This window comes from Actinomyces stomatis, assembly GCF_031292835.1.
Lineage (GTDB): Bacteria > Actinomycetota > Actinomycetes > Actinomycetales > Actinomycetaceae > Actinomyces > Actinomyces stomatis.
Genome location: NZ_JASPEP010000036.1, coordinates 1 through 15274 on the forward strand (window position 1 = coordinate 1; position 15274 = coordinate 15274).

Below are 15274 nucleotides of genomic sequence, written 5' to 3' on the forward strand. Positions count from 1 at the left end.
CACACTCGATGGGTCGTTCCCCTTATCAGCGGTCGCCAGCGCCCGGCTGCTGGCCCGGGGCCGCGGCATCCTGGCGGCCAGCGGCGGAGGTGGCGTCCACCGCGAGTACGACCGCTGAAGGCCCGGGCCCGAACTCACTGCGGTGCTTGGCCGAGGGTATCCCCGGCGTCCCGTTCAGCACTGCACGAAGATCGGGGGTTACTCGAGGAGAGCCGGGTGTACTCCATGGGGGCGGGGGTTCGTGCAGTACGCACAATCCTTGGCCAGTGAGTCCCCACCCTCGTGGAGTGTGCTGGGATCACTCCTGCTGGGTGGCACCGCGGAGTCGGAGAGCGCGTCCTGCGGCGGGTGGGCCGGCTCGTCGTCGGCGCCCAGCTGGGCGGCCTCGCGCAGGGGAGGTTGCAGGACGGCGGCCCCCAGCACGATCGGCAGGTAGGCGGGCAGCACCGTCCAGGGCCCCACGAACACGTTCTGCACCACGGTCAGAGCCGCGAAGAACAGCCAGGGCGTGGCCTTGAGGCGCCCCAGGTCGCGCATCATCGCCGCCAGCGCCATTCCCGCAATGAGCAGCAGCAAAAGGCCGCCCGGGATTGAGGCCGCCGCCCACATGTCCATGAGGCCTGAGTGCAGCTCGATGCGGCCGCCGAACATGAAGTTCTCGACGTAGCCGTTCTCCGGGTCGTAGCCCAGGGCCGCCATGCCGCGCTTGGCTACCCACAGGTCCTCGAAACGGGGCTTGACGCCGGCGCCGTACCCCCAGGGGCGATTCTGGAACAGGGCCCAGGAGGCCCCCAGCTCGGGCCGTGCGGACAGGAGCAACCCCGCAGAGCTCTTCGACTGGGCGATGGTCCGGTTCTGGGCGTCCTCGCCCAGGGTGCCGGACTGGGAGGCGATGACGACCCCGGCCATCGCCACGATCCCCACGACTGCCAGAACGATGATCTGGGAGATCGCCAGGCGTCTCGGAGTGGGCACGTTCCACCGGGCCCAGGAGGCCAGGGCCTGCCAGATGACCGTGCCCAGGATGATGGCGAGGAAGGCCAGGGTGGAGCGCGAGTCGGAGACGAGGAAGACTCCGCTGAGCCCCAGCAGGGCCACGATCTGCACGAGTCGGCGTCGGTTGGCCACAAAACTGAGGACCATGATCGTCACCGCGGCGCCGACCCCGAACTTCCACGGATTGGAGTTGGTCTGGAGCAGGGGCAGCGAGTCCAGGAACATGCCGAAGCCGACCGCCATGGCCGCGCGCCGCGTTCCCAGCCGGCGCGCCCCCCACACGAAGGCGGCCACCGCGCAGGGAACGGCCAGCAGGCTCAAAGTGGTGACGCGCCGGGCCCAGTCCTCGACGACGAAGCTGCTCTCGGCCAGCAGGGACATGATGTAGGCCGTGCCCGCCGCCAGGATGGACAGCACGAGCAGCAGCGAGAACCGGCGCGCCTTGCGCACGGCCGTCCAGGTGACGGGGAGCGCGGCGAGCGCGACGCAGTCGCCGACGCTCAGAGCCGCCGCCAGCTCGCGGCGCACACCCACGCAGACCAGCAGGACGACGGCGATCGCCATCTCCAGTCGGCGCGATGGTGAACCCGGCTCCCGGCTCGACTCGGGATCAGTCTCCGACGGCGTCTGCGAGCCCTCGTGGGAGGCGGCCGGTGACCAGGTCGGGGCCACGGCCGCTCAGGCGTCTTCCCGAGAGCGACGACGCCCGATGATGAGCAGCGGGTCCTCGACCTTGTCCTGCGGGTTCTTCTGACTCAGGAAGTACAGCAGGATCGCCATGACAGCGCCGGCGGCCAGTCCGATGGCGGTCCCGATCAGTGCGGTGGACACGGCGGACAGGCTGGAGGGGGAGGAGGGGGTCGTGGGGGAGTCGACCACCTTGAGTGTCGCGGTGGTGTTCCCCGCCTGCCCGGAGCTGGACAGGTCACGGGCCACCGAGTCCAGGGCGGTCAGCTCGGCCTCGGCGATCTTGTGGGCGCGCTCAGGATCAGTACTGGTGGCCCGGATCTCCACCAGTGTGGTACCGGTCTTGCTCGTCACCGAGACGGACTTGCGCAGCTCCTCCTGGCTGATCCCCGTGTCCTTGGAGACCTCCGCGAAAGTGCTCTCCGAGGTCCCGATCTCCACCAGCGTCGGCATGATGGAGGTCAGGTAGTTGAAGGTGTTGGGGAGGTTGGCCTCACTGTTCTCCACGCCCAGATTCGCGTTGGCGGTGGAGGTGTACTGCGCCGGCGTCAACAGGCCGAAGACAATGCCGATGATGGCGCCCAGCACAACGTGCATAGCCACCAGGACTGCGTTCTTGCGCAGCGCGATGATGAGGGTTTCCGGGTCCATGGGTTCCGTTTCGGTGATTGCGGGAGCAACAGAATAGCGCGCCGTTTGGGGCATGAGCCGGGCGCGGGAAGTGAATCACCTCCTTCCCGGGCACTTCCCAGAACCCGTTGGGTTCTTGATGCTCGAAGATTGCTGGCACTCGCAGGACGATCGACCGATCGGGTAGTGACGAATGCGACGGGTGCCCGCCAGGCGGAGTGCGACCGACGACGACGCGAGCGTGAGCGACTCCGGGATGGCGTTCAGAGATGCTTCAGGGGTGCTCGGTGGTGCTCTCGCGGTGGCCGGAGCCCTCGGTGCGGGAGGCGGCCCCAGGCGCCGGGGCGCCGGCGGCTGGGCCATCGGAGCTGCTGGAGCTGTCTGCGGGGCCGGAGTGGAGCGTGGGCCTGGCCTTCATGCCGCGCAGGCCGTTCCAGGCGAGGTTGACCATGTGAGCGGCCACCTCCTCCTTGCTCATCGAGCGGTTCTCCAACCACCACTGAGCCGGCATGGCCACGATACCCACCAGCATCTGGGCGTACAGCGGGGCCGTGCGCGGGTCGAGGTCGTGGGCGGCGAACTGCGAGGCGAGGATCCCTGAGACCTCGATGGCGACGTCGGCCAGCAGCGTGGAGTAGGTGCCGGCGGCGCGGTCCGAGCCCGCCGAGAGGATGCGGAAGCCGTCGGGGGAGTCCTCGATGTAGGTCAGCAGGGCCAGGGCGGCCCGTTCGGCGATCCGTGAGGCCGAGCCGGAGGCTCCAGACCCTCCCGGTCCGCGCTGATCGGCCTGCGGATCCGCTGCGGAGCCTGCTGCCGGGTCTGTGATCGCCGAGGAGATCGCGACCGAGATCGTGGTGATCTCCCGGTCGACGACGACGGCGTACAGGCCCTCCTTGCCGCCGAAGTGCTCGTAGACCACCGGCTTGGACACCTGGGCGCGGGCCGCCACCTCCTCCACGCTCGTGGCGTCGAAGCCGCGTTCGGCGAACAGGCCACGGGCGACGGCGATGAGCTGCTCGCGCCGTTCGCTGGCGCTCATGCGGGTGCGCTTGGCAGCCATGGTTCTAAGCCTCACCGACCTGGCCGGCGGCACGGCCGGAGCGGCGGCGCTCGGACCACTGGGCGAAGCGCGCCGAGGTCAGGGCCCCGGTGCGGCGGGCCAGCCGGTGGCTGGGGGCCTCGATGTAGCGCTGGAACAGCCAGGTCAGCGGCGCCGAGACCAGCGGTGCCAGGATGAGCAGCCACCACGGGGAGAGCGGCTGCGTCAGCAGCCGCAGCGAGACCACGACCGGCTCATGCACCAGGTAGAGGGAGAAGGACATGAGCCCCAGGTACTGCACCGTGCGTGAGCGCAGCAGACCGCGCAGCGCCCCGGCCCTCACCACGAGGTGGACCAGGTAGGCGGCTGCTGCCAGGGTGACCGCGTTGGCGAGGCGCTGGGCCGTGTGGCTCTCCATCCCCGGCCACCAGGCCAGCGTGATGAGCAGCAGGCAGACCAGGGCCTGCGCCGTCGCCCAGGGGCGGGGGCGCTCTGGGACTGGAGCGGGGTTGTGCCCCCAGGCCCAGCCCATGACCGCGCCGACGGTGAAGACCGGCAGGTAGCTGCCCGAGCCTGGACTGGCGGTGATGACGGGCACGGCCAGGGCGGCCGCCACCGGCAGCCAGGAGACCCGCCAGCGGGCGCACAGGGCCACCCCGAGGATCATCAGGGGCAGCACGAAGGAGAAGATCGCCTCGGCGTGCAACGACCACAGGACGGTGTTGCGGTAGGCGTGCTTAGGGATGAGCAGGTACTCCATGAGCATCTGGCGCGCCCCGAGCCCTGTGGGGTGGGTGACGGTCATCCAGTGACCCAGCGCCGGATCCTCCGAGCGCGGCACGAGCAGCATCGCGATGACCGCGAAGGTGGTGGAGGCCGCCGCCGGCAGCCACAGGCGCACGAAGCGCCGCGGGGCGTAGTCGACCCAGTCGAAGCGCCGCCCCTGGGCGTGGCGGCGGGCCACCGGGTAGGTCAGCGCCACACCTGACAGGACGAAGAAGATGAGGACGGCCTCGTGGCCCGCCCACAGCAGGTGGAGGGGACTCTGAGTGAGGATCCGGTTGAAGGTGCCGGTGGGCACGGTGCCGGGCCGCGCTCCGACCTCCGCCAGTGCGGGCACGGTCTCCAGGGCGTGGTGGATGAGCACGACGACGGCGGCCAGCCCGCGCAGTCCGTCGAGCTCGATGAGGCGCACCGCTGCCGGCTTGCCGGAAGAGGGAGGGGGAGAGGAGGGGGAACTGGACATGCCCCCATCCTGCCCTGTCCTCCCGGCCGACCGTGAAGCCCGACGAGTGTGGCATGCGCCCCGCAGATGCGCGAGATCCGGTGCCGGGCGCCTGTGGGGCGCGCTGAATCGCCGCGAAGGTGCCGAGCGCGACCGGGACGTGAGAGACTGTCCCGGCGTCTCGCCCCTCGCCGCCAGGCCCGGGTCGGGATGTGTCCTTCCGCCCTGGTGTAGCGGCAGCACGCAGGCCTTTGGAGCCTTGAGGCCCGGGTTCGAATCCTGGGGGCGGAGCGGCGTAGCATGAGTGGCGTTGGGGTTCCCTCGCTCTCACGTTCGACGGCGGTCACGGTCGCCGGCGGCACGCGCGCCAACCGTCCATCCGTACCTGATTTCAGAAACCGTTGGAGTCCGTTCCCGGCTCCGTCCGGTCACCGGCCGGAGACGTCGGGAGCCCGGGCGCGAACCTGTGAGAAGAGGACACGTGACGCCTACCGCACCCGCCGCCGTTATTGTCATGGCCGCAGGCAAGGGAACTCGTATGCGATCGGTCACCCCCAAGGTCCTGCACCGGATCGGCGGTCGCAGTCTGGTGGACCACGCCGTCACCGCAGCCAGGGGGCTCGAGCCCCAGCACCTCGTCGTCGTCGTGCGCCACGAGCGCGATGCCGTGATCGCCCACCTGACCGAGGTCGCCCCCGACGCTGTCCCGGCCGACCAGGACGATGTCCCCGGCACCGGGCGGGCCGTCGCCTGCGGGCTGGCCTCCCTGCCCGAGGACCTGGACGGGCCCGTCGTCGTCACCAGCGGGGACGTCCCGCTGCTGGACACCGCGACCCTCCAGGCTCTGCTGGCCCAGCACAGCGAGCGCGGCGACGCCGTCACCCTGCTGACCACCGAGCTCGAGGACCCCACCGGCTACGGGCGCGTCGTGCGCGAGGCCGACGGCACCGTCTCGGCCGTCGTCGAGCAGCGCGACGCCAGCGAGGCCCAGCGCGCCATCCGCGAGATCAACGCCGGTGTCTACGTCTTCGACGCCGCCCACCTGCGCACCGCCCTGGCGACCCTGGGGACGGACAACGACCAGGGCGAGGTCTACCTCACTGACGTTGTCGCCCATGCCCACCGGGCCGGACGCTCCACCAGTGCGCTGGTCGTCGCCGACCACTGGCTCGTCGAGGGCTGCAATGACCGCGCCCAGCTCGCCGAGCTCGGCGCCGAGCTCAACCGCCGCGTCCTCGCCGACTGGATGGCCCAGGGCGTCGGCGTCGTCGACCCGGCCTCCACCTGGGTGGACGTCACCGCTGAGCTCGCTCAGGACGTCACCCTCGAGCAGGGGGCCCTCGTGCGCGGATCCACTCGGATCGGTGAGGGCGCCCGTGTGGGCGCCTACGCGATCCTCACCGACGCCGTCATCCCGGCCGGCTGCGTCGTAGCCCCCTTCAGCCAGCTCGACGCTGACGCCGCCCAGGCCTGACGCATGAGCGCACCACACCTTCGGCCGCGACAGGCTCGGCCGTGCCGGCCGAACCGATCACTGACCTTCACCTCCGTCTCCAACAGTCACACCGAGGGCCGCACCGGCCGTGAGAAGGGAACCACGTCATGACGGGCATCATTACCAAGGGTGAGAAACGGCTGGTCGTCGTCTCCGGGCGCGCCCATCCCGAGCTCGCCCAGGACGTGGCCAGCGAGCTCGGCACCGAGGTGCTGTCCTCCACGGCCTACGACTTCGCCAACGGGGAGACCTACGTCCGCTTCAACGAGTCGGTGCGCGGCTGCGACGTGTTCGTCGTCCAGTCCCACGGGGACCGCGTCAACGACTGGCTCATGGAGCAGCTCATCATGGTTGATGCCCTCAAGCGCGCCTCCGCCAAGCGCATCTCCGTGGTGGCCCCCTTCTTCCCCTACGCCCGTCAGGACAAGAAGCACCTGGGGCGCGAGCCCATCAGTGCCCGCCTCGTGGCGGACCTCTACAAGACCGCCGGCGCCGACCGCCTCATGAGCGTGGACCTGCACACCTCCCAGGAGCAGGGCTTCTTCGACGGCCCCTGGGACCACCTGTGGGCCCAGCCGGTGCTCGTGGACTACGTGCGTACCCGCGTCGACCCGGCCAACGCCGCCGTCGTCTCCCCCGACGCCGGCCGTATCCGAGTGGCCGAGCGCTGGGCCAACCAGCTCGGCGGCACGCCGCTGGCCTTCGTCCACAAGACCCGTGACGTCACCCGTCCCAACGAGTCGGTGGCCAACCGCGTCGTCGGTGACGTCGAGGGACGCTCCTGCGTCTTGGTCGACGACATGATCGACACCGGCGGCACTATCGCCAAGGCCGTCCAGGTGCTCCTGGACTCCGGCGCCAAGGACGTCATCGTCGCCGCGACCCACGGGGTGCTCTCCGGGCCGGCCGTGGACCGGCTCTCCACCTGCGGAGCCCGTGAGGTCATCGTCACCGACACCCTGCCGATCCCCGCCGGCAAGCGCTTCGATCAGCTGACCGTCCTCCCGATCGCGCCGCTGCTGGCCCGGGCCATCAAGGCCGTCTTCGACGACGGCTCGGTGGCCTCGCTCTTCGACACCGTCGGCGTCGCCGGCGACTGAGGCCGGCGGGTCTGAGAGTCTGCACAGGGCTGCGAAGCCTGCCAGACCCTCGACGCGCAACAAACATCTGCTCTCGTCGGGCCCCACCGCTGGGTCCGACGAGAGCTTTTGTTATGAGCCTGGTGGGCACTACGGCCCATGTCGGCAAGCTCCAACCTGCGGATGCAGTGATATCACCGACTAGATAACGGTTTGGTTGCGATTCAACCACACGGTTGCGTAGCGTGGAGTCGTCACCAAATCGTGCCCTGTTTACACGGAGCGCGTTCACTGAACTAACGCGCATTACCGGTTAATTAATGTCCGTCACAGGCGTTCCAATGGCGGTGCGTACCACATGCACCCCCGCGGAATCCGCCGCTCTGCCGACATCCTGCGTGCACCCCGCAGCCCTATCTTCCGGAGGTCCCTGTGCGCCGTCGTTCCAACATCCCTCGTATTGTCACCATCCTCTCCCTTCTTCCTATCCTCCTCGCCTCGATGGTTGTCCTTACCCCCACTGCTCCGGTGGCCGTGGCCGAGGAGAACGCCGAGGCCGACTCCGATGCCGACGGACACGACCAGGGCGACGGCTCCGGCAACGTCGGGGACAACGGGGGCGCCGCCGCGGGCGCCGACCCCTCCGGTCAGTCGTCCCGGGAACCCGCCTACACGGCGGTTCCCCTGCCCACGGTGCAGATCGACGGCGTCGCCTGGGGGCAGCTCGTCGTCGGCGACGTGGTCTACGTCGTCGGCAGCTTCAACAACGCCCGCCCGGCCGGGGCCCGTGTCGGACAGCAAGAGGTCCCGCGCTCCAACATCCTGGCCTACGACCTCAACACCGGGAAGCTCATCGAGGACTTCGCCCCCACCCTCAACGGCGCGGGACGAAGCCTGGCCCTCTCCGAGGACGGCAAGACCCTCTATGTCGCCGGGGAGTTCGACAAGGTCAACAACGAGTGGCACAGCCGTCTGGCCGCCTTCGACATCTCCCACGGGCACGGAACCCTCATCTCCTCCTTCCAACCCGTGTTCAGCACCACCGTCAAGGACATCGCGGTGGCCGGCGACACCCTCTACGTCGGGGGCTACTTCACCAAGGTGAACAACCAGCAGCGGACCCGCCTGGCCGCCCTCAAGGCCTCCACCGGTGAGCTCCTGGACTGGACCGCCTCCGCTGAGGGCCCCAACGCCCAGGTCTACGCGATCGAGGTCTCCCCGGACCACTCCAAGGTCGTCATCGGCGGCTCCTTCTCCACGGTCAACGGCTCGAGCAAGCCCGGATACGGGATGGCGCTCCTGAGTGCCTCCACCGGTGAGGTGCTGCCCATGCCCGTTAACGACACCGTGCGCACGGCCGGTAAGGAGGCCGCCATCTTCGACATCGCCGTCGACGACGCCGGTTTCTACGGCACCGCCTACTCCGCCGTCGGACGCCTCGACGAGGCCAACCTCGAAGGGAGCTTCAAGGCCGACTGGAACGGCAACCTCATCTGGCTCGAGCCCTGCCACGGGGACACCTACGGGATCGCCCCCACCAAGGACACCGTCTACACGGTGGGGCACGCCCACTCCTGCGAGACCATCTACGGGTTCCCCAACATGCCCGAGGTGCGCAAGGACGGTCAGCACCCCCTGTACGTGCGGGCCATGGCCTTCACTAACAGCCCCGACATCACCATCCGCCACCAGGGGGTGGTCGACGGGTACCAGGACTGGTCGACCTCGGGTCTCAAGAGCCCCACGATCATCGGATGGTACCCGGACCTGGAGGCGGGGAAGTTCACGAAGACGTCCCAGGCCGCCTACAAGGTCGACGTCACCGACTCCTACGTCCTCATGGTGGGCGAGTTCATCGAGGCCGACGGCAAGGTCCAGCAGGGGATCGTGCGCTACCCCAGGCGCGCGGGCCAGCCCACGCTGCCCCCCGAGGGCAAGGCCGAGACCCTGGCCGCCAAGGCGGAGGTGACGACCTCGGGCTCAGTGAGGGTGGGGTTCAACGCCACCTGGGACCGCGACGACCCGACCCTGACCTACAGCCTCTACCGGGATGACGAGACCACGCCGGTGGCCACCGAGAAGATCAGCGACACCCGCTGGGCGCTCAAGAGCCACAGCCTGGAGGACACCACCTGCTCGGCCGGTGAGCACACCTATCGCCTCGTGGTCTCCGACCCCAGTGGCAACACCATCACCGCCCAGATCCCGAGCGTCACGGTCCCCGAGAAGGTGAAGAAGGACAAGAAGGCGGATCCCGCTGCCAACGCGAACGACGCCGCCAAGAACGCCGGCCAGGGCGGCAACAATCAGGCCGCCAATGACGAGCAGGCCGACGACGAGGTCGAGGAGGACGGGAACTGAGTACTCGGGCCGCGGAGGTCCTGGCCGGGGACCTACCTGGCCCGGTGCGAGCATGAAGGGCGGGTCCGATGCTCAAGCATCGGACCCGCCCTTGACGGTCGTGCCGACAGTAGGCCTACCAGGAGCGTCCCGTCGACTGCGTGCGGCGGCCGGCCGAGGCCGCGGAGGCCGCCGAGCCGGAGACAGAGCGTTGGGCCGAGGCGGCCGACGACGCCGAGGCCATCTGCTGGCCGGGCTGGATCGACGGCGGCGGAGGCGGAGGCGGGGCGTCCGGCGGATCAGGACTGCGGTGGCGGCCGCCCGCTGACGCCGACACCGGCGTGAGATGGCGGGTCTGCTCGATGGAGGACTCCTCGGACAGCGGCGTCACAAGAGTCAGTCGCGGCTTGGACATCCGCCGACGTCGAGCGAGGGTCTGCCGGCGCGAGGGCGCCTGCTGACGCACCGACGTCGAGGGGGCGGTGGAGGAGCCGGTCTCGGAGGCCGAGTCCTGCTTGTGCGTCGCAACGCGTGAGGCATCGTCGGCAATCGTGGGCTTGGGCGCCGAGGACGCCGACTGGAGCCGGCGCCGGCTCGTCGTCGGCAGGGAGGAGACGTCCTGCCAGCCGGTCGGCGATGCCGGTCGGTCCGCCGACGGCGAGGTGATGCGCCGCCGCGTGGGCGCGCTCGGCGCGGAGGCCGACGTCGGCTCTGGGGCGCGCCGGCGGCCGGTGGCCGGCATGGCGGAGGCGGCGGAGCTGGTGGATGAGGGTGTCGGGGCCGGCGCCGGTGCCGACGCGGGCGCCGGAGGGTACTGGTAGGAGGGGCCTGCCGAGGAGGCGGAGGAGGCCGGGGAAGCTGAGGACCCTGAGGACGCCGAGACGGTCTGCCCGGTGGGCAGAGCGGTGCTGCGCCGGGTGGGGCCGTCCGGTGCGCCCGGGAAACGGTGGCTCCCGGTGGCCGGGACGGTCGTATAGGGCTGCACCGCGATGGACGGGGAGGCCGGCACCGTCAGGTCGGCGGGAGTGGGCAGTGGCGGGGGCAGCGGTGCGTGCGTGTAGGAGGCGGTGGCCTCGGAGGCCGACTGGGATGAAGCGGTCCCGGCCGAGGTGGCCGGTGCGGACTGGTCGGCCTGCTGCCGCTGCATGGCGGAGGTGATGCCGGAGGTGAAGCTGTGTGCGGGGTCCGGGGCGGAGTCCTGGGGAACCTGAGCGGAGGACTGTACGGAGGTTGTGGCCGCCGAGGCCGAGGACAGCGGCGCCGCGCTCATGGAGACGGGCGAGTGCGTCGATGACGTGGCGGGCACCGGGGACACCGAGGACGGCGTCGGCACCGGGGCGTGGGCCGGCTTCTGAGGGGAGGGCGCTGGCTGGGAGGCCGAGTACTCGGAGTCGGAGATCGCGGGCATCGCGGTCGTCTGCTGCGGCGACTGCGGGGTCGAGAAGGTCGGGGCAGGGGCCGGGGCGGATGAGGCCGTCGGCTGGGAGGGCGGGGCCGGGGCGGGCGACGAGCCCGGAAGCACGGGCGCGGAGACGGGTGACGGCATCGAGGAGGGGGCGGACTGCGTCGCGGCGGCGTCGGAGGCCTGGATGACCGAGACCTCGGGGGAGGCCGGGACCGGCGAAGGGGCCGGGAGCTGCTGATACTGGTAGGGGACCTGCGCCTGCATCTGAGTCTGTGCGGGCGGCTGGCTCGGTCGTAGGAGATCCGAGGTCTTCTGCCTCAGGGCGTTGAGAGCGGCCGCCGCACGTCCGGGACGGAGCTCGGCACCCTGGCCCCCGCCGTGACCGCTGTCACGACGGTGACGGAACATCGCATAGGAGACGGAGGCCAGAAGCCCCAGCAGTAGCCCGGAGAGCGCCGCGGCCCGGGCGCCGGGGCGCTCCATGGTGGTGTTGGCCGTGGTGGCCGGTGAGGTGGTGCTCGTCGTCATTCCCAGGGCCTGCTTGCCCAACAGCTCGCCCGAGGAGAGCTCCTTGTTGAGCGAGTCGGCCGTTGCCTGAGCCATGTCGACGGCCTTCTGCTTGCTCCCGGCCTTGGCGGTGATGGACAGGACCAGGGTCTCGGGCGGGTTGGTGACCGTCAGGGCCTCCGTCAGATCAGTGGTCTCCATGTTCAGGTTGGCCGCTGCCGGATCGAGGACCTTCGGGCTCGTGGAGAGCTCCACCAGGGTCGGCATGAGGTCCTTGGCCTGGGTGGAGAAGGAAGGGGTCTCCTTGGACTTGGGCTGGATGCCCAGGGTCGTGGTGGCCACCGCGACCGGCCGCGTCGCCAGGGCCACCCCCAGTCCGGCCAGGATGCATACGAGCAGGATGACGAGGCAGGCGACAAGGTTCCTGCGGATGGCGTGAAGGATCTGCGACGGCTGCACGCTGCTCCTCATCTGGTCTGGGGCTGATTCTGGATCTGGTCGGTTCGGGCTGCCCGTCGGGAACCGTGGGCCTCATGACCCGGCGGATGCTGAAAGGCTACGGCCCAACCCTAACTGTAAGATCACGCTCAGGTCTCGGTGACTGTAGTAGCCTTCGCTGCGCCCCCGGCGACGCCTGGAATCCTCAGACGTGGGGGAGCGGGCAATGTGGTGAGTCTTTCACCGGAACCGTGTGACGGGCGAGGGTCCTGAGGACTCCCGCCCCAGCAGGGAAGAAGACGTCGGGCTCAACCGGACCGGGGTGAGGTCGTCGGACTTCTTCCGGTTCCGGCTGACCTTGGTCAGGATCTCGGAGGCTCTCCCAGCATATTCCCGGGTACTTCTCACAGCGGCCCTGCGGCGGCTCCCCGGCCGCCGACACACCACCGATCAAACGCCGTGACATTGCCGCGGCCATGACATGACAAGGGAGGAACGATGTCCTTCGCCAGGACCCTGTTCATCGTCCTCCCCATGGTGGCCGCCGCCCTGGCGGTCCTCATCTTCGTGGCCGACCGCATCCACCGCCGCCCCATCGTCGGGGCCTGCCTGGTGATGGGCGCCATCGGCTTCGTGCCGGTGTGGGTGATGATCCCCTTCGAGCCCAATGTCCCTCCGGCCACCCTGGCCTGCTTCCTGGTGATCGTCGCCCTCCTGCCCGGGTTCTCGTGGCGGCTGACCAGCGGTGACTTCATGGTTGCCACCGCCTGGTGCCTGGTGGGCCTGTCCGTCGCCGCGGGCTCGCCGCTCAACTACGTCCTGTCCGACGTCGTCTTTAGCGCCCTGCCCGCCTACCTCGCCGGACGGCTGCTCGTGGAGAGGCTCGGACTGCGGCGCATGGCCGAGGTCCTGGCGGCCGTGTGGATCGCGGTGTCCGTGCTGGCCCTGTTCGAGGCCGTCACCACCATCAATCCTTTCAGCTACATCGCCATCGACAACAACCTCTATGAGGAGTGGGCCCCGCCCCTGGCCCGGGGCAGCTTCACCCGCGTTGAGGGCGCCTTCGGTCATCCCATCGCCCTGGGAGTGTGCCTGGCGGCCGGGATCCCGCTCATCCTGGCCACGCGGTGGAGGCCCGGCTACCGGATCGCGGCCGGCGCCCTCGTCCTGGGGGCGACCATCCCGACCTTCTCCCGCTCGGCGATCGCCTGTGCCGTCATCGCCGTCATCCTCAGCCTCATGCAGGTGCACACCAACATCCCCGCCCTGTGGCGGATGGGCTTCCTCATGGTGCTGGTCGGTGTGGGCAGCGTCCTGCTGCCCTATGTGCTGGGCGTCTTCGACTCGGCCGGCCGTGAGCAGGAGGACTCGGCCGGCTACCGCGGCGACATCCTCGTCCTGGTGCGTCAGCTCGAGCCACTGGGACTGTCCTCGGCCTACCAGAAGTCAGGGGACTCGGTGGCCTGGGGCGGCTACAGCTCCATCGACAACCACCTGCTGTTGACCGCGCTGCGCTTCGGCTGGATCCCGGTGGTGCTCGTCATGGCCGGGCTGCTGGTCTACGGCGCCAGGGCCTTCGTCCAGCGCTCGAACCCCGCGCAGATCGCCCTGCTCAGCCTCATCCCGGCCTACGGCACAGTCGCCTTCATCACCCAGATCGGTACCGTCGTGTGGCTCATCGCCGGTATGGCGGCCTCGGCACAGGTCTCCGTCCTGCTGGAGAGCCGCAACAACACCGCGGGCGGGGGCGTTGGTGTCGTCGCCAGGCACGCCAATCCCTGGAACCGGGTCCGCAGCCGGGACTGGTCCCGCAGGGCCTTCACCGGCCGACCGGTCCGGCCCGCCAGTGGTGCCGGGACGGGGAGTCACTAGACTCGCGGCCGTGCTCCTGACTGCGCTCCTGCCTCCGCTGCTCGCCGACGCCGACATCACCCGCACCGTTCGCGCCGCCTCCTCCCGCTCGCGCTCCGACCGCAGCCTCGTCGTCGCACCAGGCGCCCGGCCCGCCGTCCTGGCCGCCATGACCCTGGGCGAGGAGGGCGTCCAACGGGTCGCCGGCGGCGACGCACAGGCGTCCGGCTCGGCAGACGCCTCCGGTACGCCCCTGCTGGTCGTCACCGCCACCGGCCGCGAGGCCGAGGAGACCGCCCTGGCCCTGCGCAGCTACCTGCCGGCGGACGACGTCGCCGTCATGCCCGCCTGGGAGACCCTGCCCCACGAGCGCCTCTCGCCGCGCGCCGACACCGTCGCCCAGCGCCTGTCCGTCCTGCGCCGCCTGGCCCACCCCGAGGAGGGCGGGGCGATCCGTGTTCTCATCGTCCCCGTGCGCGCCCTGCTGGCCCCCGTCATCGCCGGGCTCGGCGAGCTCGAGCCCGTCCAGCTGGCCCCCGGTCTGGCCGTCGGTCTGGAGGAGACCGCCCGCCGCCTGGAGGCCGCCGCCTACACGCGCGTCGACATGGTCGAGTCCCGCGGCGAGTACGCCGTGCGCGGCGGCATCCTCGACGTCTTCCCGCCCTCCGAGCCCAGACCGGTGCGCGTGGACTTCTTCGGCGACGAGATCGACGAGGTCTCCTCCTTCGCCGTCGCCGACCAGCGCACCATCGAGGCGCTGGGGGCCGTCACCGCCACCGCCTGCCGCGAGCTGGTCCTCACCGATGCGGTGCGCGAGCGCGCCGCCGCCCTGGTCGACGCCGTCCCCGGCGCCGCCGACATGCTGGAGAAGATCAGTCAGGGCATCGCCGTCGAGGGCATGGAGTCCCTCGCCCCGGTCCTGGTCGACGCAATGGTCCCGCTGCTCGACCTCGTCGGGGACCGGCTCACGGTGCTGCTGGAGCCCGAACGGGTGCGCAAGCGCGCCGAGGACCTCACGGCCACCACCACCGAGTTCCTCGCCGCCGCCTGGACCTCGGCGGCCTCCGGCGGCACGGTCCCCGTCGACCTGTCCGCCGCCGCCTTCGCCCACCTGGCCGAGGCCCGGGCCCTGGCCCTGTCCTCCAACCGCGGCTGGTGGTCCTTCACCGCCCTGGCCGCCGGCCCCGAGACCACCTGCCTGCACCTCAGCGACCCGCGCACCTACCGCGGCGAGCTCGAGCGGGCGGTCGCCGACCTGGGCCGGCTGGCCCGCCAGGGCTGGACCGTCGTCGTGGCCACCGACGGACCCGGACCCGGCCGGCGCATGGCCCAGCTCCTGGGCGACGGCGATGTCCCCGCCCGCATCGTCGACCAGCTCTCCGAGGTCACCGAGCTCGGCCGTGACGGCGACTGGACCCCTGACCCGGCCGCCCCCGCCGATGAGACCGACGATTCGGCCGCCGACTCGACGACAGGCCCGGGAGACGGCGTCGTGCGCGTCACCCAGGCCAGCGCCGGCCACGGCTTCCTCGCCGAGGGGCTGCGCCTGGCCCTCATCGCCGAGTCCGACCTCACCGGGCGG

General features: G+C 70.5%; 10 protein-coding genes and 1 tRNA gene. 6 read left to right on the top strand and 5 right to left on the bottom strand.

The window, feature by feature from the left end; genetic code table 11:
* Positions 1-198: 198 nt before the first annotated feature.
* The 4 genes from RIV12_RS12520 to RIV12_RS12535 form a co-directional block, all read right to left on the bottom strand.
* Positions 199-1668, bottom strand: coding sequence for a hypothetical protein (locus RIV12_RS12520; RefSeq protein ID WP_428978946.1), 1470 nt, complete (start codon positions 1666-1668; stop codon positions 199-201).
* Positions 1669-1674: 6 nt separating this feature from the next.
* Positions 1675-2334, bottom strand: coding sequence for a YveK family protein (locus RIV12_RS12525; RefSeq protein WP_075418110.1), 660 nt, complete (start codon positions 2332-2334; stop codon positions 1675-1677).
* Between the two features lie 253 nt (positions 2335-2587).
* A complete protein-coding gene (locus tag RIV12_RS12530; RefSeq protein WP_309324304.1) occupies positions 2588-3373 on the bottom strand; it encodes a TetR/AcrR family transcriptional regulator in 786 nt (261 codons plus the stop codon).
* A 4-nt stretch (positions 3374-3377) separates the two neighbouring features.
* Complete coding sequence (locus RIV12_RS12535) at positions 3378-4598, bottom strand: acyltransferase family protein (RefSeq protein ID WP_075418112.1); 1221 nt, start codon at positions 4596-4598, stop codon at positions 3378-3380.
* Positions 4599-4796: 198 nt separating this feature from the next.
* Here RIV12_RS12535 and RIV12_RS12540 point away from each other — a divergent pair.
* The 4 genes from RIV12_RS12540 (at position 4797) to RIV12_RS12555 (ending at position 9512) form a co-directional block, all read left to right on the top strand.
* Positions 4797-4868 (top strand) — tRNA-Gln (locus RIV12_RS12540).
* A 190-nt stretch (positions 4869-5058) separates the two neighbouring features.
* A complete protein-coding gene (locus RIV12_RS12545; protein ID WP_309324306.1) occupies positions 5059-6051 on the top strand; it encodes a bifunctional UDP-N-acetylglucosamine diphosphorylase/glucosamine-1-phosphate N-acetyltransferase GlmU in 993 nt (330 codons plus the stop codon).
* Positions 6052-6179: 128 nt separating this feature from the next.
* Entirely contained in the window at positions 6180-7172 is a 993-nt protein-coding gene (locus RIV12_RS12550) for a ribose-phosphate diphosphokinase (RefSeq protein WP_309324307.1), read from the top strand.
* Between the two features lie 480 nt (positions 7173-7652).
* Entirely contained in the window at positions 7653-9512 is a 1860-nt protein-coding gene (locus RIV12_RS12555) for a lactonase family protein (protein ID WP_428978947.1), read from the top strand.
* 115 nt (positions 9513-9627) lie between these two features.
* On the opposite strand, the gene RIV12_RS12560 is transcribed toward RIV12_RS12555, so the two are convergent.
* Positions 9628-11862, bottom strand: coding sequence for a chain-length determining protein (locus RIV12_RS12560; protein ID WP_309324311.1), 2235 nt, complete (start codon positions 11860-11862; stop codon positions 9628-9630).
* Between the two features lie 477 nt (positions 11863-12339).
* On the opposite strand from RIV12_RS12560, the gene RIV12_RS12565 reads away from it, so the two are divergent.
* Positions 12340-13713, top strand: a complete 1374-nt coding sequence (locus tag RIV12_RS12565) for a hypothetical protein (RefSeq protein ID WP_309324313.1) — start codon at positions 12340-12342, stop codon at positions 13711-13713.
* A gap of 10 nt (positions 13714-13723) precedes the next feature.
* Positions 13724-15274: transcription-repair coupling factor family protein (locus RIV12_RS12570; protein WP_487274893.1), on the top strand; the 1551-nt coding region annotated here is incomplete at its 3' end.

What these genes read in the sequence shown, in the direction of transcription:
- RIV12_RS12525 (WP_075418110.1), bottom strand. Translation starts at nt 2,334, where the DNA reads ATGGACCCGGAAACCCTCATCATCGCGCTGCGCAAGAACGCAGTCCTG.
- RIV12_RS12530 (WP_309324304.1), bottom strand. Translation starts at nt 3,373, where the DNA reads ATGGCTGCCAAGCGCACCCGCATGAGCGCCAGCGAACGGCGCGAGCAG.
- RIV12_RS12535 (WP_075418112.1), bottom strand. Translation starts at nt 4,598, where the DNA reads ATGTCCAGTTCCCCCTCCTCTCCCCCTCCCTCTTCCGGCAAGCCGGCA.
- RIV12_RS12550 (WP_309324307.1), top strand. Translation starts at nt 6,180, where the DNA reads ATGACGGGCATCATTACCAAGGGTGAGAAACGGCTGGTCGTCGTCTCC.
- RIV12_RS12555 (WP_428978947.1), top strand. Translation starts at nt 7,653, where the DNA reads ATGGTTGTCCTTACCCCCACTGCTCCGGTGGCCGTGGCCGAGGAGAAC.
- RIV12_RS12565 (WP_309324313.1), top strand. Translation starts at nt 12,340, where the DNA reads ATGTCCTTCGCCAGGACCCTGTTCATCGTCCTCCCCATGGTGGCCGCC.